The 23,468-nt window shown below is 60.1% G+C and carries 17 protein-coding genes; 3 read left to right on the plus strand and 14 right to left on the minus strand.

All coding sequences use genetic code 11. The annotated features are described in order from the left end of the window. Positions 1–146: 146 nt before the first annotated feature. The 4 genes from PMI37_RS12720 to PMI37_RS12735 all read right to left on the minus strand — a co-directional run bounded on the left by PMI37_RS12720 (position 147) and on the right by PMI37_RS12735 (position 6,369). Positions 147–2,684 (minus strand): PAS domain-containing protein, encoded by a 2,538-nt coding sequence (locus PMI37_RS12720; protein ID WP_008081391.1) that lies wholly within the window; start codon positions 2,682–2,684, stop codon positions 147–149. A 51-nt stretch (positions 2,685–2,735) separates the two neighbouring features. Then, positions 2,736–4,274 carry a cryptochrome/photolyase family protein gene (locus PMI37_RS12725; protein ID WP_008081392.1) on the minus strand — a complete coding sequence of 513 codons (1,539 nt, stop codon included), beginning with the start codon at positions 4,272–4,274 and terminating at the stop codon, positions 2,736–2,738. A 210-nt stretch (positions 4,275–4,484) separates the two neighbouring features. Then, on the minus strand, positions 4,485–5,609 hold the full coding sequence (locus PMI37_RS12730) for an alkene reductase (RefSeq protein WP_008081393.1): 1,125 nt from the start codon (positions 5,607–5,609) through the stop codon (positions 4,485–4,487). 82 nt (positions 5,610–5,691) lie between these two features. Beyond that, positions 5,692–6,369, minus strand: a complete 678-nt coding sequence (locus PMI37_RS12735) for a type 1 glutamine amidotransferase domain-containing protein (RefSeq protein ID WP_008081394.1) — start codon at positions 6,367–6,369, stop codon at positions 5,692–5,694. A gap of 211 nt (positions 6,370–6,580) precedes the next feature. Here PMI37_RS12735 and PMI37_RS12740 point away from each other — a divergent pair, with 211 nt between their 5' ends. Beyond that, the gene (locus tag PMI37_RS12740; RefSeq protein ID WP_008081396.1) at positions 6,581–7,165 is read left to right on the plus strand and encodes a TetR/AcrR family transcriptional regulator; all 585 of its coding nucleotides are present in this window, start codon (positions 6,581–6,583) and stop codon (positions 7,163–7,165) included. A 78-nt stretch (positions 7,166–7,243) separates the two neighbouring features. On the opposite strand, the gene PMI37_RS12745 is transcribed toward PMI37_RS12740, so the two are convergent. The 3 genes from PMI37_RS12745 to PMI37_RS12755 all read right to left on the minus strand — a co-directional run bounded on the left by PMI37_RS12745 (position 7,244) and on the right by PMI37_RS12755 (position 11,251). Next, positions 7,244–9,679 (minus strand): TonB-dependent siderophore receptor, encoded by a 2,436-nt coding sequence (locus tag PMI37_RS12745; RefSeq protein ID WP_008081397.1) that lies wholly within the window; start codon positions 9,677–9,679, stop codon positions 7,244–7,246. A 100-nt stretch (positions 9,680–9,779) separates the two neighbouring features. Continuing rightward, positions 9,780–10,748, minus strand: a complete 969-nt coding sequence (locus PMI37_RS12750) for a FecR family protein (RefSeq protein ID WP_008081398.1) — start codon at positions 10,746–10,748, stop codon at positions 9,780–9,782. After that, positions 10,745–11,251, minus strand: coding sequence for a sigma-70 family RNA polymerase sigma factor (locus PMI37_RS12755; protein WP_008081399.1), 507 nt, complete (start codon positions 11,249–11,251; stop codon positions 10,745–10,747). The genes PMI37_RS12750 and PMI37_RS12755 overlap by 4 nt, the downstream gene beginning before the upstream one ends. Before the next feature lie 224 nt (positions 11,252–11,475). On the opposite strand from PMI37_RS12755, the gene ycaC reads away from it, so the two are divergent. Continuing rightward, a complete protein-coding gene (gene ycaC / locus PMI37_RS12760) occupies positions 11,476–12,108 on the plus strand; it encodes an isochorismate family cysteine hydrolase YcaC (protein ID WP_008081401.1) in 633 nt (210 codons plus the stop codon). A 118-nt stretch (positions 12,109–12,226) separates the two neighbouring features. On the opposite strand, the gene PMI37_RS12765 is transcribed toward ycaC, so the two are convergent. The 4 genes from PMI37_RS12765 to PMI37_RS12780 all read right to left on the minus strand — a co-directional run bounded on the left by PMI37_RS12765 (position 12,227) and on the right by PMI37_RS12780 (position 18,449). After that, the gene (locus PMI37_RS12765; RefSeq protein ID WP_008081391.1) at positions 12,227–14,764 is read right to left on the minus strand and encodes a PAS domain-containing protein; all 2,538 of its coding nucleotides are present in this window, start codon (positions 14,762–14,764) and stop codon (positions 12,227–12,229) included. Between the two features lie 51 nt (positions 14,765–14,815). Then, positions 14,816–16,354 (minus strand): cryptochrome/photolyase family protein, encoded by a 1,539-nt coding sequence (locus PMI37_RS12770; protein ID WP_008081392.1) that lies wholly within the window; start codon positions 16,352–16,354, stop codon positions 14,816–14,818. Positions 16,355–16,564: 210 nt separating this feature from the next. Continuing rightward, entirely contained in the window at positions 16,565–17,689 is a 1,125-nt protein-coding gene (locus PMI37_RS12775) for an alkene reductase (RefSeq protein WP_008081393.1), read from the minus strand. Positions 17,690–17,771: 82 nt separating this feature from the next. After that, positions 17,772–18,449: a type 1 glutamine amidotransferase domain-containing protein gene (locus PMI37_RS12780; RefSeq protein ID WP_008081394.1), complete on the minus strand. Its 678-nt coding sequence runs from the start codon at positions 18,447–18,449 to the stop codon at positions 17,772–17,774. 211 nt (positions 18,450–18,660) lie between these two features. On the opposite strand from PMI37_RS12780, the gene PMI37_RS12785 reads away from it, so the two are divergent. Continuing rightward, entirely contained in the window at positions 18,661–19,245 is a 585-nt protein-coding gene (locus PMI37_RS12785) for a TetR/AcrR family transcriptional regulator (protein WP_008081396.1), read from the plus strand. A gap of 78 nt (positions 19,246–19,323) precedes the next feature. Here PMI37_RS12785 and PMI37_RS12790 read toward each other — a convergent pair whose 3' ends face one another. From PMI37_RS12790 to PMI37_RS12800, 3 genes are all read right to left on the minus strand, one after another. After that, positions 19,324–21,759: a TonB-dependent siderophore receptor gene (locus PMI37_RS12790; RefSeq protein WP_008081397.1), complete on the minus strand. Its 2,436-nt coding sequence runs from the start codon at positions 21,757–21,759 to the stop codon at positions 19,324–19,326. Positions 21,760–21,859: 100 nt separating this feature from the next. After that, a complete protein-coding gene (locus PMI37_RS12795) occupies positions 21,860–22,828 on the minus strand; it encodes a FecR family protein (RefSeq protein ID WP_008081398.1) in 969 nt (322 codons plus the stop codon). Then, positions 22,825–23,331: a sigma-70 family RNA polymerase sigma factor gene (locus tag PMI37_RS12800; protein ID WP_008081399.1), complete on the minus strand. Its 507-nt coding sequence runs from the start codon at positions 23,329–23,331 to the stop codon at positions 22,825–22,827. Before PMI37_RS12800 ends, PMI37_RS12795 begins: the two co-directional genes overlap by 4 nt. Between the last annotated feature and the right edge of the window lie 137 nt (positions 23,332–23,468).

Raw genomic sequence — 23,468 nt, forward strand, 5'->3', positions numbered from 1 at the left:
CTCGGCGCTGACGGCGCAGCAGAAATAAGCTGAAGCCGTGAATCGAAAAGCCTGCTTATAAAGCAGGCTTTCTTTATTGGCGAGCCTGAAAAATGGTTGGGCGCTATCCGGCGAAGACGGCAGGCCAAACCGTGCGATGGCGCGCCTCAGTCAACCCTGGCAGCCATCAGGTTCCTCACCCGCAAGACCAACGTGTCGACCGCAAAAGGCTTGGTCAATACCTGCATGCCTGGCCCGAGCTGGCCACTGCCGAGCACTGCGTTTTCGGCGTAACCGGTGATGAACAGGATCTTCAATCTGGGCCTGATCTGCCTCCCCGCATCAGCCATCTGGCGTCCGTTCATGCCGCCTGGGAGGCCGACATCGGTGATCAGCAAATCGATGTGTGCACCGGAGCGCAACGCTTCCAGGCCTTCGACACTGTCGGCGGCTTCAAGCAAGTGGTAGCCGAGGTCGCCCAATACGTCTTTAAGCAGTGTCCGAACGGTGGGTTCGTCGTCGACGATGAGGATCGTTTCACCAGTTTTTGCATGCGCTGCCGGCGTGCTGCGCAGGTCAGCTTGATCGTGGCGGGTCTCGCCGTGATAGCGCGGCAGATAGATGCACATCGTCGTGCCTTGGCCCACTTGCGAATGCACGCGCACCTGGCCGCCGGATTGTTTGGTAAAACCGTAAATCATCGACAACCCCAGGCCCGTGCCCTGGCCGATGGGTTTGGTGGTGAAGAAGGGGTCGAAGGCTTTGGCGATGACCTCTGCGCTCATGCCCGTACCGGTGTCGGTGACGCACAGGCACAGGTATTGCCCTTGGGGGATGTCCAGCGCGCGGGCTGCTTCATCGTCGATCGATCGATTGGCGGTCTCGACCGTTATTCGCCCCCCGTCAGGCATCGCATCCCGGGCGTTGATGCACAGGTTCAGAAGCGCGTTTTCCAGCTGGCTGGCGTCGACGAGTGCCGGCCACAGCTCGGCTGCAGCGTGGGTTTTCAGGCGAATACTGGGGCCTACGGTGCGTTGGATCAGTTCGCTCATGCCATCCACCAGCGAGTTGACATCCGTCGGCCGTGGATCAAGGGTCTGTCGTCTGGAGAAGGCCAGCAGGCGATGGGTCAGTGCCGCTGCACGCCTGGCCGCGTCCTGGGCGATCACCATGTATTTGTCGACGTCCTTCAGACGGTCCTGGGCGATGCGCTTTTGCATCAATTCCAGGGCGGCCGAAATGCCGGCCAGAAGGTTGTTGAAGTCATGCGCCAAACCGCCCGTCAGTTGCCCGACGGCTTCCATTTTCTGCGATTGGCGCAGCTTCTCTTCCGCCTGCATAAGGTCCGTGGTGCGCTCCGACACCCGCTGTTCCAGCGTGTCGTTGAGTGCGCGCAACGCCGCCGTCGCGCGGTCGCGTTCCGCTTCGACGTTGCGACGATCTTCAACATCGATTAGCACGCCGGGAAAGCGTCGCGGCGTGCCGTCATCGGCGCATTCGACGCGGCCGTTGGCTTCGATCCAGGTGTATTTTCCATCCGCACCGCACACCCGGTATTGATGGGAGTAGGCGCCGCCACGGGCAATCACTGCGTTGATCGCATCCGTGAGTTCGTCCCGGTCATCAGGATGCACGGTGGTCACCACTTGTTCCAGGCTCAGGCCGTCACGCCCCAGCGCCGGATCAAGATTGAACACCCGGGCGAAGGCTTCGTCGACGGTGAAACGGTCGGTGAGCAGGTCCCAGTGCCAAGTGCCGATAATCGCCCCTGCGGCGAGGGCGAGTTGCACGCGTTCGACGTTTTCCTTGGCGATGGCCTCGCTGACGCGCAGACGCTCCTGGGCATCGCGCCGCTCGGTGACGTCGCTGAAGAAGATTGCGATTTGCCGATCCGCAGGATCACCCACCCGCACGGCTCGCACATCGAACCAGCGCTCGAAGGTGTTGGCGTAGTTTTCGAAGTTTGCCGGTTCACCGGTCTTGGCGACGTGCCCATAGGTTTCGAACCAGAAGCTTTCCAGGTTGGGCGCAAACTCGGTGACCCATTTGCCCCGCAGGTTGACGCCGGCCTGACGTTCGAACGCGGGGTTGGCCTCGACGAAGCAATAGTCCACGGGGCGATCGTCGGCGTCGAACTTGACTTTGACGATGGCGAACGCCGCCTCGATGGTTTCCAGAATCGTGGCGAAGCGCTCTTCGCTCAGGCGCAATGCGGTTTCGGCTCTGCGCGAGCGTGTCAGGTCGAGCATGGCGCCAATCATGCGCTCGGCCCGGCCATCGGCGTTGCGGATCAGGTGCCCGCGATCCAGCACTTCAGCGAAGGTGCCGTCTTCACAACGGAACCGGTATTCCGCGTTCCAGGCTGTGCCGGAGCCATTGATCGCGGTATCGATCGATGCCTTTACACGCGCGCGATCCTGCGGATGAATCTGCGCAAACCGCCAGTCACAGGTCGGCTCGATGGTGCCCGAAGCATAGCCATACGCCTCTTGCAGTGCATCGTTCCAGGTGATCTGGTCAGTCTGCAGATCCCAGTCCCAGACCGCGTCGCAGGTCATCTTGACGGCCAGACGCAGGCGCGTGACTTCGGACTCGAGTTCCTCGCGGGTAAGGTTTTTCAGAATTCCACCACTCGTGCCTTGTTGATTTTCTGGTCTGAGTCCAATCAGTGTGTCGAACGCACATCCAGTCGCCATCTCACCCATTGACCGGGGGCGTCACGCTTAAGTTGCACCGCGGCAAGACACCCGCAACGTTCAGAGCGCTTCGCCGTTATCCAGTGTGTCGAGCAGCCGCTGGCCGCGCTGCCACAATGCCCGCTGTTTCACTTCGGGCATGCGGTCGAGGTTTTTGTAGATCATGCCCATGCGCTGATTGCCACGCAGCAAATCGCCATGGCGCATGAGGAAATGCCAGTACAGCGCGTTGAACGGGCAGGCGTCGTCGGTAGTGGTTTCGCGCACCTTGTAGGTGCAACCGCCACAGTAATCGGACATTCGATTGATGTACTGGCCGCTGGCACAGTAAGGCTTGGAGCCGAGATAACCACCGTCGGCGTGCATGACCATGCCCAGCGTGTTGGGCAGCTCGACCCAATCAAACGCGTCCATATAGATGGCCAGGTACCATTCGCAGATCTGGCTCGGTGCAATCCCGGCCAGCAGGGCGAAATTGCCGGTCACCATCAAGCGCTGGATGTGATGGGCGTAGGCGTGTTTCAGGCTCTGACCGATCGCCTGGCGCATGCAGTTCATCTGCGTTTCGCCGGTCCAGTAGAACTCCGGCAAGGGCCGCTGGTTACCGAACACATTGCCCTCGGCGTACCCGGGCATTTTCAGCCAGTAGACGCCACGCACATATTCACGCCAGCCGATCAGTTGTCGAATAAATCCCTCGGCTGCATTCAGGGCAATGTGGCCGGACCAATAAGCGGACTCGACATCGCTGCACAACTGGCGCAGATCGAGCAAACCGATGTTCAGTGCGGCGCTGATGCGCGCATGAAACAGATAGGGTTCGTCGCTGGCCATGGCGTCCTGATAGTCGCCGAAACCGGCCAGTCCATAGTCGAGAAAGTATTCCCACAGGGTCTGCGCGTCGGCGTGTGTCACCGGATAGTTGAAATCATCCAGTGCACCGTAGTGACCGGCGAAACGCTCGCGCACCAACGCCAGCACCTCGTCGGTTATTGCATCGGCGGTAAATCTGGCCGGGTAGGGCGCTTTGGCATTTTTCGGCAGAGCCTTGCGGTTCTCGGCATCGTAATTCCAGGCGCCACCGACGGGCGTGCCGTCGCCATTGAGCAACAAGCCGCTTTTACGGCGCATCTCGCGGTAGAAGAACTCCATGCGCAGCTGTTTTTTCTCGGCAGCCCACGCGGCGAACTCGTCGCGAGAACAGAGGAAGCGCGTGTCGGTGTGCCATTGGATAGCAACCGCGCAATCACGCAGAGATTGCTCCAGACGCCAGTCGCCGCACTCAGTGACGTGTACTTCTTGCGCCTGCAGCAGGGTTTGCCAGCGCTTTAATTCGCTGGGCACTGAACCGGTGTTTTCGCGATCGTCGAGGCGCACGTAGTGCACAGGTATGCCGCGCCTGTGCAGGGCTTGAGCAAAGTGGCGCATGGCGCTGAAGTTCAGGGCGATCTTCTGCGGATGATGGGCAACGTGCGTCGCTTCCTCCATCACCTCGACCAGCAGCACTGCATCACCAGCGCCATCAATCCCCTGTAATGAAGCGAGGTCGAAAGACAGTTGGTCGCCCAGAACCAGGCACAAGCGTTTGACGTTTTTCATTTGAAAGGCTTCAGCCCGATCGAAGGCGCAATGGGTTGCCGTGAACCGGCAAGGGTCTGCTTTCAAATAGTTGTACGAAAATATGGATTTGTATAGGTATTTTTCGCGAAGGGGCAGCTAGGCCAAATTATTCAGCGCTGGCGATAGCGCCTAAAGCATGCGCTCCCAAATAATGGTGGCGCATGCTTTGGGTCTTCTGATGCTTAGCGATTACCCGCTATAAAAAGGGTAATCCACGTAGCCTTCGGCATTGCCGCCATACACTGTGGCCGGGTTCAAGGCGTTCAGCGGCCAGTCATTGGCGATGCGTGCGGGCAGATCCGGGTTGGCCATGAACGGCCGGCCGAACGCGACGAAGTCGGCCAGTCCGGAGTCGAGCAACTGCGCACCGGATTCGGCGTTGTAGCGGCCGGCGTAAATGATCGCGCCACTGAAGGTGTCGCGCACGGCCTGGCGAAACGTGAGCGGCATGGCGGGTGCGTTGTCCCAATCGGCTTCGGCGATGGACAGGTAAGCAATGCCGACGTCTTGCAGAATCTTGATCGCTTCGATGTAGGTGGTGTGAGGGTCTTCCTCGACCATGCCGAGGTAAGTCCGCGCTTCATCGGTGGTGGTGAACAGCGGCGCAAAACGTACGCCGACCTTTTCCTTGCCGATGCATTCGGCGACACCGGCCACCACTTCACGCAAAAAGCGCAGGCGATTGTCCAGCGAACCACCGTATTGATCGGTGCGCAGGTTGCTGTGGGCCGAGATGAACTGGTTGACCAGATAGCCATTGGCGCAGTGCAGTTCGATGCCGTCGAACCCTGCTTCCATGGCATTGCGCGCCGCCTGGATATACAGCTGCACCAGTTCCTGGACTTCATCGGTGCTCAGCGCGCGCGGCGCCGAAGGCGGTACCAGTGCGCCGGCGCCCGGCGCGGTTTCGATGAACACGCTGACCCGGTCGGTGGCCACGGCGGACGCCGAGACCGGCGCCGCACCGTCGGGTTGCAACGCGGTGTGCGACACCCGGCCAACATGCCAGAGTTGGGCGAAGATCACCCCGTCCACCGCGTGCACAGCCTCGGTGACTGTGCGCCAGCCGGCGATTTGCTCGGCGGTGTGGATACCCGGCGTCCACGCGTAACCCTGGCCACGCGGCTCGATCTGCGTGCCCTCGGTTACCAGCAAACCTGCCCCGGCGCGTTGCTGGTAATACTCAGCCATCAATTCATTGGCAATGTTGCCCGGTTGCGTACTGCGCTGGCGGGTGAGGGGCGGCAGCACGATACGGTTTTTCAGGGTGTGCAGGCCCAGTGTCGCGGGTTGGAAATAACTGCTGTGGTTCATGCAAATACCTTGTCGACTGGTTTATTAGACCAGTCGACTATTAGCGAGATAAAAAAATAAGTGCTGAATAGTCAGTGCTGAATCAACCGAGCATTTTCAACAGTTGTTCGGCCACCGCAGCGGAGCTGGCAGGGTTCTGGCCGGTGACCAGTTGCCCGTCAGTGACTACGTGCACTTGCCAGTCAGCAACTTTCGAGTAACGCCCGCCGAGACGCTGGAACTCGTCTTCGATCAGGAACGGCACGACGTCGGTGAGGCCGACGGCGGCTTCTTCCGAATTGGTGAAACCAGTGACTGCGCGACTGGCAATCAGCGGTTGGCCGTCTGCCGCCACCACGTGACGCAATACACCTGGCGCGTGGCAGACAAAACCGTGGGGTTTGTTGCTGCGGTCGAAGGCTTGAATCAAGGCAATCGAATGCGCGTCTTCGGCCAGATCCCACAGCGGGCCGTGGCCACCTGGGTAAAACACCGCATCGAAATCGTCAGCGCGGACATCCGCCAAGCGACCGGTATTGGCCAGTGCCTGTTGTGCCGCTGGGTCGTTACGGAAGCGATCGGTCTCGGCAGTCTGCGCACCAGGTTCGTCGCTTTTCGGGTCGAGCGGCGGTTGACCGCCGGCCGGCGACACCAGCGTGATGTCGGCACCGGCGTCCTTGAAGGCGAAGTAGGGGGCGGCGAATTCTTCCAGCCAGAAACCGGTTTTCTTACCGGTGTTGCCGAGTTGATCGTGTGAAGTCAAAACCATCAAGATTTTCATAGAGCACCCTGGATTGATCAGGTGGACTCGCCGTGCGAGGGATTCGCCTGGCGTCGACACCCGGAAAAGCGGTTGACGGGGCGCAGCATAGATTCCAATTAGACCAGTCGTCTAGTAATTTTTTCGCGTGCAGGTTTTTCCTCGGCAGCTGTGGCAAACTCGCCATCTTCTGAAATATACGACTGGTCTATTGTCTGGTACTTTGCGCCCCATGAAACCGACTTACGATGACACCCGCCAACACTTGCTCGACACCGGCCACCGGATGATGGCCGAGAAGGGCTTCACCAGTGTCGGCCTCAACGAAATCCTGCAAACCGCCGGCGTGCCCAAGGGCTCGTTCTATCACTACTTCAAGTCGAAGGAACTGTACGGCCAGGCCTTGCTCGCGGATTACTTCGTCGGCTACCTCGCCGACATGGAACGACGCCTGACGTTGCCGGGGCTGACGGCTTATGAGCGGCTGATGGATTACTGGCAGGGCTGGCAGGATCGCTGCACGCTGGAAGGGCATGGCGATGAATGTCTGGTGGTCAAACTCAGCGCCGAAGTTGCTGACTTGTCCGAGTCGATGCGCCTCACCTTGCGTGACGGCGCCGAGCAAGTGGTGGCGCGCATCGCCGAATGCATCGAACAAGGTCAGGCGGAAAAAAGTCTGCCGGCGGGCGATGCCCGGCATCTGGCGGAGACCCTCTACCAGCTGTGGCTGGGCGCGAGTCTGCTGAACAAATTGCAGCGCACCGGGCAATCGCTGAACACCTCGATGGCTACCACGCAGCAACTGTTGCGCGTCTGATCATCGATTCAACGGTTCAACGGCGCCGACCTGCCGCTAAGCAACGGCGGCAGGTCGGTGTTGCTCACCGTGACGGGATCAAAACTCCGGCGTGTACTTCACGCTGAACATCACATTGCGCGGGTCGCCGAAGTTGTTGTTGCCGTTGAGCTGGTTGTACGCGGAGGTGTAGTAGCGCTTGTCGAACAGGTTGTTGGCGTTGACCGCCAGACCGATTTCCTTGCTCAACTGGTAGCCGAGGCGCGCACTCCATACGGTGGAGCCCGCCACATCGTAGGTGTGTTCGTAACCCAGCGTATGGCTTTGCGCGGTGAAACCGAGGCCGGTGCTGACGCGTTCCCAATCGCCGCTGAACTGGTAATCGCCCCACACCCGCAGCATGTGCTTCGGTGTCCAGGTGCTGAAGACTTTGCCTTCGTTGTCCGGGTCATCCAAGTACTTGGTGGTGTTGTAGGTGTAGCCGGCGAACAGTTGCAGGTTGTTCAGGACTTCACCGCTGATCTCGGCTTCGATCCCCTGGCTGCGGACTTTGCCGGCAGCGTTGGAGCAATACCAACCGTCGCAGACCATGCCCGACGCGAGGTCGTTGATGGCGCGGTTCTCCTGGTCATAGCGGAACACCGCCAGCGAAGTATTGACCCGGCCGTCCAGCAATTCGCCCTTCAAACCGACTTCGTAGTTGCTGCCCACCACCGGTTTCAGTGTTGAGCCACCGGCATCGCGGTTGGTCTGTGGCTCGAAGACGTCGGTGTAGCTGGCGTACACCGCCCACTCGCGGCTCAAGTCGTAGACGATGCCGGCGTACGGCGTGACCACGCCGGTTTCCGTCACAGTGCTTTCCGGTTGTGGGATCGCCGCATTGAAGGCTCTTTGCGTCGCGTACTTGTAGCTGTAGTCGTACCAACTGACGCGCGAGCCGAGTACGAGGGTCAGTGGATCGATCGGCTTGATCCGCCAGCTGCCATACAAACCTTTCTGGCGAATATCATATTTGCTCGGCGTGGCTTGGCCGCCCGGCGTGTTGAGAATGCCTTCGTAGCTGATCTCCGGGCGGTCGTGATCGATGTCAAAAATCGTGTCAGTGGTGTTGTTGTTGAAGGTCCGGGCGATTTTGTCGTCGCTGGTGTATTTCGAGTAGTTGCCGCCGAGCATCACTTCGTGGGCCATGGACAGCGCTTCGAACTTGCCGGTGACGTTCATGTCCAGACCGAGCTTGGTCGCATCGAAATCGGTGACGAAGTCGGCGTACTGAATGCCGCTGCCATCGGGGTTGATGCCGTCGCCGCTGGTTTGCAGACGCTGGCTTTTGCCCTTGTTGGTTTCGTCCATGCGCACCGCACCGACCTTGAACGCCCAGTCGTCATTGAAGCGGTGCTCCAGATCGGCGTACAGCGTGGTGACGTCGATGTCCAGATGGTTCCAGCGCGCGCCGCCGTAGGTCGAGCGCGGCACGTTCAGCGGCTTGCCGTCTGCGTAGCGGGGCAGGCCACGGATCATCGGGCGTGACTCGCCATCGGAGTTGCTGATGGCCAGACCGAGGGTGGTGTCGTCGCGCAGATCAAAGTCCAGCGCGCCGTACAGCGAGTGGGTTTTGCTCCATTCGTAATCGACGAACGATTGGCTCTGGTCTTCGTCGGCAACGAAGCGACCGCGCACGCTGCCCGTCGAATTCAACGGGCCGCCGGCGTCCAGTTGCAGGCCGTAGTGATCCCACGAACCGGCCTTGCCGGTGATGGTCACGGTGGGCGCGTTTTGGCCGCGCTTGCGCACCAGATTGATCGCGCCGCCGGGGCTGCCGGTGCCTTGCAGCAGGCCGGGGGCGCCACGGAGGATTTCTACGCGATCAAAGAAAATCAGATCCTGGGTCGCCCAGTTGCCCAAGGCGTAGGTGTTGCGCGGGATCGGTACACCGTCGTACTGCCAGTCATCGATCTGAAAGCCGCGCGAGGAAATGATCATGCCTTTGCCTACGCCCTGAAGGCCGACCAGACCGGTGGTTTTGTTCACCGCGTCTTTCAGATCAACCAGATCCTGATCGTCCAGCTGCTTGCGCGTCATCACGGTGATCGACTGCGGAATTTCCTTGAGCGTGTGCGTGCCTTTGCCGATGCTCACGGCGCGCGCGGCGTAGGAGTTCGAGCCTTCGGTCGTAGCGTCGAGGCTGCGTTCAACGATGTTGGTGGCGTCCAGTTGCAGGGAGGCGCTGCTGTCGCTGGCGGGTTCGACGCTGAAGTTGCCTTGCCCCGTCACGCGTAGCTGCAGACCGCTGCCCGACAAGGCTTTTTGCATCGCTTGCGCAGCCGGCATCTGCCCGACCACCGCCGGAGCACGTTTGCCCTGAACCAGCGCAGGCTCCAGCGAAATGATCTGCCCGCTCTGACCGGCGATGGCATTGAGCGTGCTGGCCAAAGGGCCGGCCGGCAGGTTGAACGTCAGGTCTTGCGCCAGCGCTGAGGTCGACAGCGTTGCCAAGGCAACGCCAGCGTAAAGGTTACGGGGCCACGTGTTGAACACAACATTCTCCTGTTTTTGTGCAAGTGTCAGGAGATAGGTGCGATGAGAAATGAAAACCGGACACAAACAAGAACGATTTTCAGAAAATATTTTTTCCGGCTCATTTTTTACTGATCAAGGTCAGCCAGGGGCTGTAGCGATCGACTCGAATGGGCAGCGTTTCGGCCAGGGCATTAAAGGTCCGCTCGGGATCGTCCAGCGGGAACACACCTTGTACGCGCAAGCTTCGAACGTCGGGAGCGACACGGACAAATCCTCGACAGTAGGGGCGCAGGGCCTCGACCACTTGCGCCAGGGATTCATCCAGCACATTCAATCGGCCGTTCAACCAATCGGCACGCCGACGCTCATCACCGCTGGCCAACGTGATAGTGCGCGAAGAAAGCACCGCCGCCTGACCTTCCCTGACGATTTGTGTGGTGCCGTCGAACAGCCGCGCTTCGACCGAATGCTGCAACACCACGAGGCGACTGGCGTCCTGCTCCTGAGCGACCAGAAAACGGGTGCCCAGAGCACGCATGTCACCTTCGGCGGTGCGCACGATCAGTGGGCGGCGCGAGTCGGGTGCGACGTCGATCAGCAGTTCGCCGTGGCGCAGAATGACCATGCGCTGCTGACCATCGAAGCGCAAATCCACCGCGCTGTCAGCGTTCAGGCTCAGACGGCTGCCATCGCTCAGATTGAAATTCTGCCGCTGGCCGCGCCCGGTGTGCAGATCCGCCAGCAACGATTCGCCGAACTGGCTTTTGCTGCCCAGCCATAAACTGCCGCCGAGCAGACCCAGGCCAGCGATCACGCGCAGGGCATCGCGACGCGAAGCCTGCGGCTGCAATAACACCTGGCGGGCTTCGCTGGCCTGGCCGGGCAAGCGCCGGTCCAGCGTGCGAACGGTGTTGAACGAAGCGCCGAGCCGCTCCTGCAGTTTGTCCCACGCCTGGCTGTGCGCGCGATCGCTCGCCAGCCAGGCGTCGAAACGCGCCTGCGTGGCAGTGTCAGGTGTGGCAGCGCGAAGTTTGACCATCCAGTCGATGGCTTGCTCGCTGACCGGGTCCAGGCGCGCCTTGCTCATGAGGCCATTTCACATAGAAAGCACTGGCGCAAAGCCTGTTTCATGTAGCGGCTGACCGTCCGCTCCGACAGCCCGAGTTTTTGCGCAATCGCCACGTAGCTCAGCCCGTCCAGTTGGCTGTAAAGGAACGTGGCTTTGACGATCATTGGCAAACCATCGATCGCCCGGTCGATGGCCACCAGCGCTTCAATCAGTTGCAGTTGTTCTTCGGGGGAGGGCACCAGCACTTCCGGCAGCGTAGACAAACGCTCCAGGTAGGCGTGTTCCAGTTTGCGTCGGCGATGACGGTCAAAGATCAATCGCCGCGCAATCGTCGACAGGTAAGCGCGCGGCTGGTCGATGCTGTCCGGATCGACGCGTGCCACCAGCAACTGGCAAAACGTATCGGCGGCGGTGTCCTCGGCGTCCGCGTGATTGCGCACCTGCCGGTTGATGTGTTGCAGCAGCCAACGGTGATGGTCGCTGAAAAAGAATCCCAGCTTGCTGGACGGAGGAGAGTGCACTGGTGGTCTTTCCAGATGTTAGTGAGAATCTCTCTCAATACTACCTGTGCCAGCGGATACCGTGCAATGTCCCTGCGTTTTTGCCGAGAGAGGCGAAGTTGATTGTCCTGAATAGGTTGACGGTGAAACGCTTTTCAACCGATTTATCCCCCTTCGATGCGTCAGTAATCTGTGCCCAACTTGAACGCAACAACAACTTCCAACATCGAAAAGGGACGCAGACCATGACCACTCCAACCTACAACCGCCTGAACAAAGACGACGCCATCGTGCTGCTGGTCGATCACCAGACCGGGCTGATTTCGCTGGTGCAGGACTTCTCGCCGAACGAATTCAAGAACAACGTGCTGGCCCTGGCTGACCTGGCCAAGTTCTTCAACTTGCCGACTATCCTCACCACCAGTTTCGAACAAGGCCCGAATGGCCCGCTGGTACCGGAATTGAAAGAGATGTTCCCGGATGCGCCGTACATCGCTCGTCCAGGCCAGATCAACGCCTGGGACAACGAAGATTTCGTCAAGGCGATCAAGGCGACTGGCCGCAAGCAGATCATCATTGCCGGTGTGGTAACCGATGTCTGTGTCGCGTTCCCGACGCTGTCGGCGCTGGCGGAAGGTTTTGATGTGTTCGTGGTCACCGATGCTTCCGGGACTTTCAACACCACCGTGCAGCAAGCCGCATGGAGCCGCATGACTCAGGCCGGCGCGCAGATGATGAACTGGTTCTCGGTGGCCTGTGAGCTGCACCGCGACTGGCGCAACGACATCGAAGGCTTGGGCAACCTGCTGTCGCAGCGCATCCCTAACTATCGCAACCTGATGAACAGCTACTCGGCGCTGACGGCGCAGCAGAAATAAGCTGAAGCCGTGAATCGAAAAGCCTGCTTATAAAGCAGGCTTTCTTTATTGGCGAGCCTGAAAAATGGTTGGGCGCTATCCGGCGAAGACGGCAGGCCAAACCGTGCGATGGCGCGCCTCAGTCAACCCTGGCAGCCATCAGGTTCCTCACCCGCAAGACCAACGTGTCGACCGCAAAAGGCTTGGTCAATACCTGCATGCCTGGCCCGAGCTGGCCACTGCCGAGCACTGCGTTTTCGGCGTAACCGGTGATGAACAGGATCTTCAATCTGGGCCTGATCTGCCTCCCCGCATCAGCCATCTGGCGTCCGTTCATGCCGCCTGGGAGGCCGACATCGGTGATCAGCAAATCGATGTGTGCACCGGAGCGCAACGCTTCCAGGCCTTCGACACTGTCGGCGGCTTCAAGCAAGTGGTAGCCGAGGTCGCCCAATACGTCTTTAAGCAGTGTCCGAACGGTGGGTTCGTCGTCGACGATGAGGATCGTTTCACCAGTTTTTGCATGCGCTGCCGGCGTGCTGCGCAGGTCAGCTTGATCGTGGCGGGTCTCGCCGTGATAGCGCGGCAGATAGATGCACATCGTCGTGCCTTGGCCCACTTGCGAATGCACGCGCACCTGGCCGCCGGATTGTTTGGTAAAACCGTAAATCATCGACAACCCCAGGCCCGTGCCCTGGCCGATGGGTTTGGTGGTGAAGAAGGGGTCGAAGGCTTTGGCGATGACCTCTGCGCTCATGCCCGTACCGGTGTCGGTGACGCACAGGCACAGGTATTGCCCTTGGGGGATGTCCAGCGCGCGGGCTGCTTCATCGTCGATCGATCGATTGGCGGTCTCGACCGTTATTCGCCCCCCGTCAGGCATCGCATCCCGGGCGTTGATGCACAGGTTCAGAAGCGCGTTTTCCAGCTGGCTGGCGTCGACGAGTGCCGGCCACAGCTCGGCTGCAGCGTGGGTTTTCAGGCGAATACTGGGGCCTACGGTGCGTTGGATCAGTTCGCTCATGCCATCCACCAGCGAGTTGACATCCGTCGGCCGTGGATCAAGGGTCTGTCGTCTGGAGAAGGCCAGCAGGCGATGGGTCAGTGCCGCTGCACGCCTGGCCGCGTCCTGGGCGATCACCATGTATTTGTCGACGTCCTTCAGACGGTCCTGGGCGATGCGCTTTTGCATCAATTCCAGGGCGGCCGAAATGCCGGCCAGAAGGTTGTTGAAGTCATGCGCCAAACCGCCCGTCAGTTGCCCGACGGCTTCCATTTTCTGCGATTGGCGCAGCTTCTCTTCCGCCTGCATAAGGTCCGTGGTGCGCTCCGACACCCGCTGTTCCAGCGTGTCGTTGAGTGCGCGCAACGCCGCCGTCGCGCGGTCGCGTTCCGCTTCGACGTTGCGACGATCTTCAACATCGATTAGCACGCCGGGAAAGCGTCGCGGCGTGCCGTCATCGGCGCATTCGACGCGGCCGTTGGCTTCGATCCAGGTGTATTTTCCATCCGCACCGCACACCCGGTATTGATGGGAGTAGGCGCCGCCACGGGCAATCACTGCGTTGATCGCATCCGTGAGTTCGTCCCGGTCATCAGGATGCACGGTGGTCACCACTTGTTCCAGGCTCAGGCCGTCACGCCCCAGCGCCGGATCAAGATTGAACACCCGGGCGAAGGCTTCGTCGACGGTGAAACGGTCGGTGAGCAGGTCCCAGTGCCAAGTGCCGATAATCGCCCCTGCGGCGAGGGCGAGTTGCACGCGTTCGACGTTTTCCTTGGCGATGGCCTCGCTGACGCGCAGACGCTCCTGGGCATCGCGCCGCTCGGTGACGTCGCTGAAGAAGATTGCGATTTGCCGATCCGCAGGATCACCCACCCGCACGGCTCGCACATCGAACCAGCGCTCGAAGGTGTTGGCGTAGTTTTCGAAGTTTGCCGGTTCACCGGTCTTGGCGACGTGCCCATAGGTTTCGAACCAGAAGCTTTCCAGGTTGGGCGCAAACTCGGTGACCCATTTGCCCCGCAGGTTGACGCCGGCCTGACGTTCGAACGCGGGGTTGGCCTCGACGAAGCAATAGTCCACGGGGCGATCGTCGGCGTCGAACTTGACTTTGACGATGGCGAACGCCGCCTCGATGGTTTCCAGAATCGTGGCGAAGCGCTCTTCGCTCAGGCGCAATGCGGTTTCGGCTCTGCGCGAGCGTGTCAGGTCGAGCATGGCGCCAATCATGCGCTCGGCCCGGCCATCGGCGTTGCGGATCAGGTGCCCGCGATCCAGCACTTCAGCGAAGGTGCCGTCTTCACAACGGAACCGGTATTCCGCGTTCCAGGCTGTGCCGGAGCCATTGATCGCGGTATCGATCGATGCCTTTACACGCGCGCGATCCTGCGGATGAATCTGCGCAAACCGCCAGTCACAGGTCGGCTCGATGGTGCCCGAAGCATAGCCATACGCCTCTTGCAGTGCATCGTTCCAGGTGATCTGGTCAGTCTGCAGATCCCAGTCCCAGACCGCGTCGCAGGTCATCTTGACGGCCAGACGCAGGCGCGTGACTTCGGACTCGAGTTCCTCGCGGGTAAGGTTTTTCAGAATTCCACCACTCGTGCCTTGTTGATTTTCTGGTCTGAGTCCAATCAGTGTGTCGAACGCACATCCAGTCGCCATCTCACCCATTGACCGGGGGCGTCACGCTTAAGTTGCACCGCGGCAAGACACCCGCAACGTTCAGAGCGCTTCGCCGTTATCCAGTGTGTCGAGCAGCCGCTGGCCGCGCTGCCACAATGCCCGCTGTTTCACTTCGGGCATGCGGTCGAGGTTTTTGTAGATCATGCCCATGCGCTGATTGCCACGCAGCAAATCGCCATGGCGCATGAGGAAATGCCAGTACAGCGCGTTGAACGGGCAGGCGTCGTCGGTAGTGGTTTCGCGCACCTTGTAGGTGCAACCGCCACAGTAATCGGACATTCGATTGATGTACTGGCCGCTGGCACAGTAAGGCTTGGAGCCGAGATAACCACCGTCGGCGTGCATGACCATGCCCAGCGTGTTGGGCAGCTCGACCCAATCAAACGCGTCCATATAGATGGCCAGGTACCATTCGCAGATCTGGCTCGGTGCAATCCCGGCCAGCAGGGCGAAATTGCCGGTCACCATCAAGCGCTGGATGTGATGGGCGTAGGCGTGTTTCAGGCTCTGACCGATCGCCTGGCGCATGCAGTTCATCTGCGTTTCGCCGGTCCAGTAGAACTCCGGCAAGGGCCGCTGGTTACCGAACACATTGCCCTCGGCGTACCCGGGCATTTTCAGCCAGTAGACGCCACGCACATATTCACGCCAGCCGATCAGTTGTCGAATAAATCCCTCGGCTGCATTCAGGGCAATGTGGCCGGACCAATAAGCGGACTCGACATCGCTGCACAACTGGCGCAGATCGAGCAAACCGATGTTCAGTGCGGCGCTGATGCGCGCATGAAACAGATAGGGTTCGTCGCTGGCCATGGCGTCCTGATAGTCGCCGAAACCGGCCAGTCCATAGTCGAGAAAGTATTCCCACAGGGTCTGCGCGTCGGCGTGTGTCACCGGATAGTTGAAATCATCCAGTGCACCGTAGTGACCGGCGAAACGCTCGCGCACCAACGCCAGCACCTCGTCGGTTATTGCATCGGCGGTAAATCTGGCCGGGTAGGGCGCTTTGGCATTTTTCGGCAGAGCCTTGCGGTTCTCGGCATCGTAATTCCAGGCGCCACCGACGGGCGTGCCGTCGCCATTGAGCAACAAGCCGCTTTTACGGCGCATCTCGCGGTAGAAGAACTCCATGCGCAGCTGTTTTTTCTCGGCAGCCCACGCGGCGAACTCGTCGCGAGAACAGAGGAAGCGCGTGTCGGTGTGCCATTGGATAGCAACCGCGCAATCACGCAGAGATTGCTCCAGACGCCAGTCGCCGCACTCAGTGACGTGTACTTCTTGCGCCTGCAGCAGGGTTTGCCAGCGCTTTAATTCGCTGGGCACTGAACCGGTGTTTTCGCGATCGTCGAGGCGCACGTAGTGCACAGGTATGCCGCGCCTGTGCAGGGCTTGAGCAAAGTGGCGCATGGCGCTGAAGTTCAGGGCGATCTTCTGCGGATGATGGGCAACGTGCGTCGCTTCCTCCATCACCTCGACCAGCAGCACTGCATCACCAGCGCCATCAATCCCCTGTAATGAAGCGAGGTCGAAAGACAGTTGGTCGCCCAGAACCAGGCACAAGCGTTTGACGTTTTTCATTTGAAAGGCTTCAGCCCGATCGAAGGCGCAATGGGTTGCCGTGAACCGGCAAGGGTCTGCTTTCAAATAGTTGTACGAAAATATGGATTTGTATAGGTATTTTTCGCGAAGGGGCAGCTAGGCCAAATTATTCAGCGCTGGCGATAGCGCCTAAAGCATGCGCTCCCAAATAATGGTGGCGCATGCTTTGGGTCTTCTGATGCTTAGCGATTACCCGCTATAAAAAGGGTAATCCACGTAGCCTTCGGCATTGCCGCCATACACTGTGGCCGGGTTCAAGGCGTTCAGCGGCCAGTCATTGGCGATGCGTGCGGGCAGATCCGGGTTGGCCATGAACGGCCGGCCGAACGCGACGAAGTCGGCCAGTCCGGAGTCGAGCAACTGCGCACCGGATTCGGCGTTGTAGCGGCCGGCGTAAATGATCGCGCCACTGAAGGTGTCGCGCACGGCCTGGCGAAACGTGAGCGGCATGGCGGGTGCGTTGTCCCAATCGGCTTCGGCGATGGACAGGTAAGCAATGCCGACGTCTTGCAGAATCTTGATCGCTTCGATGTAGGTGGTGTGAGGGTCTTCCTCGACCATGCCGAGGTAAGTCCGCGCTTCATCGGTGGTGGTGAACAGCGGCGCAAAACGTACGCCGACCTTTTCCTTGCCGATGCATTCGGCGACACCGGCCACCACTTCACGCAAAAAGCGCAGGCGATTGTCCAGCGAACCACCGTATTGATCGGTGCGCAGGTTGCTGTGGGCCGAGATGAACTGGTTGACCAGATAGCCATTGGCGCAGTGCAGTTCGATGCCGTCGAACCCTGCTTCCATGGCATTGCGCGCCGCCTGGATATACAGCTGCACCAGTTCCTGGACTTCATCGGTGCTCAGCGCGCGCGGCGCCGAAGGCGGTACCAGTGCGCCGGCGCCCGGCGCGGTTTCGATGAACACGCTGACCCGGTCGGTGGCCACGGCGGACGCCGAGACCGGCGCCGCACCGTCGGGTTGCAACGCGGTGTGCGACACCCGGCCAACATGCCAGAGTTGGGCGAAGATCACCCCGTCCACCGCGTGCACAGCCTCGGTGACTGTGCGCCAGCCGGCGATTTGCTCGGCGGTGTGGATACCCGGCGTCCACGCGTAACCCTGGCCACGCGGCTCGATCTGCGTGCCCTCGGTTACCAGCAAACCTGCCCCGGCGCGTTGCTGGTAATACTCAGCCATCAATTCATTGGCAATGTTGCCCGGTTGCGTACTGCGCTGGCGGGTGAGGGGCGGCAGCACGATACGGTTTTTCAGGGTGTGCAGGCCCAGTGTCGCGGGTTGGAAATAACTGCTGTGGTTCATGCAAATACCTTGTCGACTGGTTTATTAGACCAGTCGACTATTAGCGAGATAAAAAAATAAGTGCTGAATAGTCAGTGCTGAATCAACCGAGCATTTTCAACAGTTGTTCGGCCACCGCAGCGGAGCTGGCAGGGTTCTGGCCGGTGACCAGTTGCCCGTCAGTGACTACGTGCACTTGCCAGTCAGCAACTTTCGAGTAACGCCCGCCGAGACGCTGGAACTCGTCTTCGATCAGGAACGGCACGACGTCGGTGAGGCCGACGGCGGCTTCTTCCGAATTGGTGAAACCAGTGACTGCGCGACTGGCAATCAGCGGTTGGCCGTCTGCCGCCACCACGTGACGCAATACACCTGGCGCGTGGCAGACAAAACCGTGGGGTTTGTTGCTGCGGTCGAAGGCTTGAATCAAGGCAATCGAATGCGCGTCTTCGGCCAGATCCCACAGCGGGCCGTGGCCACCTGGGTAAAACACCGCATCGAAATCGTCAGCGCGGACATCCGCCAAGCGACCGGTATTGGCCAGTGCCTGTTGTGCCGCTGGGTCGTTACGGAAGCGATCGGTCTCGGCAGTCTGCGCACCAGGTTCGTCGCTTTTCGGGTCGAGCGGCGGTTGACCGCCGGCCGGCGACACCAGCGTGATGTCGGCACCGGCGTCCTTGAAGGCGAAGTAGGGGGCGGCGAATTCTTCCAGCCAGAAACCGGTTTTCTTACCGGTGTTGCCGAGTTGATCGTGTGAAGTCAAAACCATCAAGATTTTCATAGAGCACCCTGGATTGATCAGGTGGACTCGCCGTGCGAGGGATTCGCCTGGCGTCGACACCCGGAAAAGCGGTTGACGGGGCGCAGCATAGATTCCAATTAGACCAGTCGTCTAGTAATTTTTTCGCGTGCAGGTTTTTCCTCGGCAGCTGTGGCAAACTCGCCATCTTCTGAAATATACGACTGGTCTATTGTCTGGTACTTTGCGCCCCATGAAACCGACTTACGATGACACCCGCCAACACTTGCTCGACACCGGCCACCGGATGATGGCCGAGAAGGGCTTCACCAGTGTCGGCCTCAACGAAATCCTGCAAACCGCCGGCGTGCCCAAGGGCTCGTTCTATCACTACTTCAAGTCGAAGGAACTGTACGGCCAGGCCTTGCTCGCGGATTACTTCGTCGGCTACCTCGCCGACATGGAACGACGCCTGACGTTGCCGGGGCTGACGGCTTATGAGCGGCTGATGGATTACTGGCAGGGCTGGCAGGATCGCTGCACGCTGGAAGGGCATGGCGATGAATGTCTGGTGGTCAAACTCAGCGCCGAAGTTGCTGACTTGTCCGAGTCGATGCGCCTCACCTTGCGTGACGGCGCCGAGCAAGTGGTGGCGCGCATCGCCGAATGCATCGAACAAGGTCAGGCGGAAAAAAGTCTGCCGGCGGGCGATGCCCGGCATCTGGCGGAGACCCTCTACCAGCTGTGGCTGGGCGCGAGTCTGCTGAACAAATTGCAGCGCACCGGGCAATCGCTGAACACCTCGATGGCTACCACGCAGCAACTGTTGCGCGTCTGATCATCGATTCAACGGTTCAACGGCGCCGACCTGCCGCTAAGCAACGGCGGCAGGTCGGTGTTGCTCACCGTGACGGGATCAAAACTCCGGCGTGTACTTCACGCTGAACATCACATTGCGCGGGTCGCCGAAGTTGTTGTTGCCGTTGAGCTGGTTGTACGCGGAGGTGTAGTAGCGCTTGTCGAACAGGTTGTTGGCGTTGACCGCCAGACCGATTTCCTTGCTCAACTGGTAGCCGAGGCGCGCACTCCATACGGTGGAGCCCGCCACATCGTAGGTGTGTTCGTAACCCAGCGTATGGCTTTGCGCGGTGAAACCGAGGCCGGTGCTGACGCGTTCCCAATCGCCGCTGAACTGGTAATCGCCCCACACCCGCAGCATGTGCTTCGGTGTCCAGGTGCTGAAGACTTTGCCTTCGTTGTCCGGGTCATCCAAGTACTTGGTGGTGTTGTAGGTGTAGCCGGCGAACAGTTGCAGGTTGTTCAGGACTTCACCGCTGATCTCGGCTTCGATCCCCTGGCTGCGGACTTTGCCGGCAGCGTTGGAGCAATACCAACCGTCGCAGACCATGCCCGACGCGAGGTCGTTGATGGCGCGGTTCTCCTGGTCATAGCGGAACACCGCCAGCGAAGTATTGACCCGGCCGTCCAGCAATTCGCCCTTCAAACCGACTTCGTAGTTGCTGCCCACCACCGGTTTCAGTGTTGAGCCACCGGCATCGCGGTTGGTCTGTGGCTCGAAGACGTCGGTGTAGCTGGCGTACACCGCCCACTCGCGGCTCAAGTCGTAGACGATGCCGGCGTACGGCGTGACCACGCCGGTTTCCGTCACAGTGCTTTCCGGTTGTGGGATCGCCGCATTGAAGGCTCTTTGCGTCGCGTACTTGTAGCTGTAGTCGTACCAACTGACGCGCGAGCCGAGTACGAGGGTCAGTGGATCGATCGGCTTGATCCGCCAGCTGCCATACAAACCTTTCTGGCGAATATCATATTTGCTCGGCGTGGCTTGGCCGCCCGGCGTGTTGAGAATGCCTTCGTAGCTGATCTCCGGGCGGTCGTGATCGATGTCAAAAATCGTGTCAGTGGTGTTGTTGTTGAAGGTCCGGGCGATTTTGTCGTCGCTGGTGTATTTCGAGTAGTTGCCGCCGAGCATCACTTCGTGGGCCATGGACAGCGCTTCGAACTTGCCGGTGACGTTCATGTCCAGACCGAGCTTGGTCGCATCGAAATCGGTGACGAAGTCGGCGTACTGAATGCCGCTGCCATCGGGGTTGATGCCGTCGCCGCTGGTTTGCAGACGCTGGCTTTTGCCCTTGTTGGTTTCGTCCATGCGCACCGCACCGACCTTGAACGCCCAGTCGTCATTGAAGCGGTGCTCCAGATCGGCGTACAGCGTGGTGACGTCGATGTCCAGATGGTTCCAGCGCGCGCCGCCGTAGGTCGAGCGCGGCACGTTCAGCGGCTTGCCGTCTGCGTAGCGGGGCAGGCCACGGATCATCGGGCGTGACTCGCCATCGGAGTTGCTGATGGCCAGACCGAGGGTGGTGTCGTCGCGCAGATCAAAGTCCAGCGCGCCGTACAGCGAGTGGGTTTTGCTCCATTCGTAATCGACGAACGATTGGCTCTGGTCTTCGTCGGCAACGAAGCGACCGCGCACGCTGCCCGTCGAATTCAACGGGCCGCCGGCGTCCAGTTGCAGGCCGTAGTGATCCCACGAACCGGCCTTGCCGGTGATGGTCACGGTGGGCGCGTTTTGGCCGCGCTTGCGCACCAGATTGATCGCGCCGCCGGGGCTGCCGGTGCCTTGCAGCAGGCCGGGGGCGCCACGGAGGATTTCTACGCGATCAAAGAAAATCAGATCCTGGGTCGCCCAGTTGCCCAAGGCGTAGGTGTTGCGCGGGATCGGTACACCGTCGTACTGCCAGTCATCGATCTGAAAGCCGCGCGAGGAAATGATCATGCCTTTGCCTACGCCCTGAAGGCCGACCAGACCGGTGGTTTTGTTCACCGCGTCTTTCAGATCAACCAGATCCTGATCGTCCAGCTGCTTGCGCGTCATCACGGTGATCGACTGCGGAATTTCCTTGAGCGTGTGCGTGCCTTTGCCGATGCTCACGGCGCGCGCGGCGTAGGAGTTCGAGCCTTCGGTCGTAGCGTCGAGGCTGCGTTCAACGATGTTGGTGGCGTCCAGTTGCAGGGAGGCGCTGCTGTCGCTGGCGGGTTCGACGCTGAAGTTGCCTTGCCCCGTCACGCGTAGCTGCAGACCGCTGCCCGACAAGGCTTTTTGCATCGCTTGCGCAGCCGGCATCTGCCCGACCACCGCCGGAGCACGTTTGCCCTGAACCAGCGCAGGCTCCAGCGAAATGATCTGCCCGCTCTGACCGGCGATGGCATTGAGCGTGCTGGCCAAAGGGCCGGCCGGCAGGTTGAACGTCAGGTCTTGCGCCAGCGCTGAGGTCGACAGCGTTGCCAAGGCAACGCCAGCGTAAAGGTTACGGGGCCACGTGTTGAACACAACATTCTCCTGTTTTTGTGCAAGTGTCAGGAGATAGGTGCGATGAGAAATGAAAACCGGACACAAACAAGAACGATTTTCAGAAAATATTTTTTCCGGCTCATTTTTTACTGATCAAGGTCAGCCAGGGGCTGTAGCGATCGACTCGAATGGGCAGCGTTTCGGCCAGGGCATTAAAGGTCCGCTCGGGATCGTCCAGCGGGAACACACCTTGTACGCGCAAGCTTCGAACGTCGGGAGCGACACGGACAAATCCTCGACAGTAGGGGCGCAGGGCCTCGACCACTTGCGCCAGGGATTCATCCAGCACATTCAATCGGCCGTTCAACCAATCGGCACGCCGACGCTCATCACCGCTGGCCAACGTGATAGTGCGCGAAGAAAGCACCGCCGCCTGACCTTCCCTGACGATTTGTGTGGTGCCGTCGAACAGCCGCGCTTCGACCGAATGCTGCAACACCACGAGGCGACTGGCGTCCTGCTCCTGAGCGACCAGAAAACGGGTGCCCAGAGCACGCATGTCACCTTCGGCGGTGCGCACGATCAGTGGGCGGCGCGAGTCGGGTGCGACGTCGATCAGCAGTTCGCCGTGGCGCAGAATGACCATGCGCTGCTGACCATCGAAGCGCAAATCCACCGCGCTGTCAGCGTTCAGGCTCAGACGGCTGCCATCGCTCAGATTGAAATTCTGCCGCTGGCCGCGCCCGGTGTGCAGATCCGCCAGCAACGATTCGCCGAACTGGCTTTTGCTGCCCAGCCATAAACTGCCGCCGAGCAGACCCAGGCCAGCGATCACGCGCAGGGCATCGCGACGCGAAGCCTGCGGCTGCAATAACACCTGGCGGGCTTCGCTGGCCTGGCCGGGCAAGCGCCGGTCCAGCGTGCGAACGGTGTTGAACGAAGCGCCGAGCCGCTCCTGCAGTTTGTCCCACGCCTGGCTGTGCGCGCGATCGCTCGCCAGCCAGGCGTCGAAACGCGCCTGCGTGGCAGTGTCAGGTGTGGCAGCGCGAAGTTTGACCATCCAGTCGATGGCTTGCTCGCTGACCGGGTCCAGGCGCGCCTTGCTCATGAGGCCATTTCACATAGAAAGCACTGGCGCAAAGCCTGTTTCATGTAGCGGCTGACCGTCCGCTCCGACAGCCCGAGTTTTTGCGCAATCGCCACGTAGCTCAGCCCGTCCAGTTGGCTGTAAAGGAACGTGGCTTTGACGATCATTGGCAAACCATCGATCGCCCGGTCGATGGCCACCAGCGCTTCAATCAGTTGCAGTTGTTCTTCGGGGGAGGGCACCAGCACTTCCGGCAGCGTAGACAAACGCTCCAGGTAGGCGTGTTCCAGTTTGCGTCGGCGATGACGGTCAAAGATCAATCGCCGCGCAATCGTCGACAGGTAAGCGCGCGGCTGGTCGATGCTGTCCGGATCGACGCGTGCCACCAGCAACTGGCAAAACGTATCGGCGGCGGTGTCCTCGGCGTCCGCGTGATTGCGCACCTGCCGGTTGATGTGTTGCAGCAGCCAACGGTGATGGTCGCTGAAAAAGAATCCCAGCTTGCTGGACGGAGGAGAGTGCACTGGTGGTCTTTCCAGATGTTAGTGAGAATCTCTCTCAATACTACCTGTGCCAGCGGATACCGTGCAATGTCCCTGCGTTTTTGCCGAGAGAGGCGAAGTTGATTGTCCTGAATAGGTTGACGGTGAAACGCTTTTCA

This window comes from Pseudomonas sp. GM80, assembly GCF_000282515.1.
Lineage (GTDB): Bacteria > Pseudomonadota > Gammaproteobacteria > Pseudomonadales > Pseudomonadaceae > Aquipseudomonas.

Coding starts and splice junctions, on each gene's coding strand:
- PMI37_RS12730 (WP_008081393.1), bottom strand. CDS start 5,609: ATGAACCACAGCAGTTATTTCCAACCCGCGACACTGGGCCTGCACACC.
- PMI37_RS12775 (WP_008081393.1), bottom strand. CDS start 17,689: ATGAACCACAGCAGTTATTTCCAACCCGCGACACTGGGCCTGCACACC.
- PMI37_RS12785 (WP_008081396.1), top strand. CDS start 18,661: ATGAAACCGACTTACGATGACACCCGCCAACACTTGCTCGACACCGGC.
- PMI37_RS12735 (WP_008081394.1), bottom strand. CDS start 6,369: ATGAAAATCTTGATGGTTTTGACTTCACACGATCAACTCGGCAACACC.
- PMI37_RS12770 (WP_008081392.1), bottom strand. CDS start 16,354: ATGAAAAACGTCAAACGCTTGTGCCTGGTTCTGGGCGACCAACTGTCT.
- ycaC (WP_008081401.1), top strand. CDS start 11,476: ATGACCACTCCAACCTACAACCGCCTGAACAAAGACGACGCCATCGTG.
- PMI37_RS12750 (WP_008081398.1), bottom strand. CDS start 10,748: ATGAGCAAGGCGCGCCTGGACCCGGTCAGCGAGCAAGCCATCGACTGG.
- PMI37_RS12795 (WP_008081398.1), bottom strand. CDS start 22,828: ATGAGCAAGGCGCGCCTGGACCCGGTCAGCGAGCAAGCCATCGACTGG.
- PMI37_RS12740 (WP_008081396.1), top strand. CDS start 6,581: ATGAAACCGACTTACGATGACACCCGCCAACACTTGCTCGACACCGGC.
- PMI37_RS12720 (WP_008081391.1), bottom strand. CDS start 2,684: ATGGGTGAGATGGCGACTGGATGTGCGTTCGACACACTGATTGGACTC.
- PMI37_RS12765 (WP_008081391.1), bottom strand. CDS start 14,764: ATGGGTGAGATGGCGACTGGATGTGCGTTCGACACACTGATTGGACTC.
- PMI37_RS12780 (WP_008081394.1), bottom strand. CDS start 18,449: ATGAAAATCTTGATGGTTTTGACTTCACACGATCAACTCGGCAACACC.
- PMI37_RS12725 (WP_008081392.1), bottom strand. CDS start 4,274: ATGAAAAACGTCAAACGCTTGTGCCTGGTTCTGGGCGACCAACTGTCT.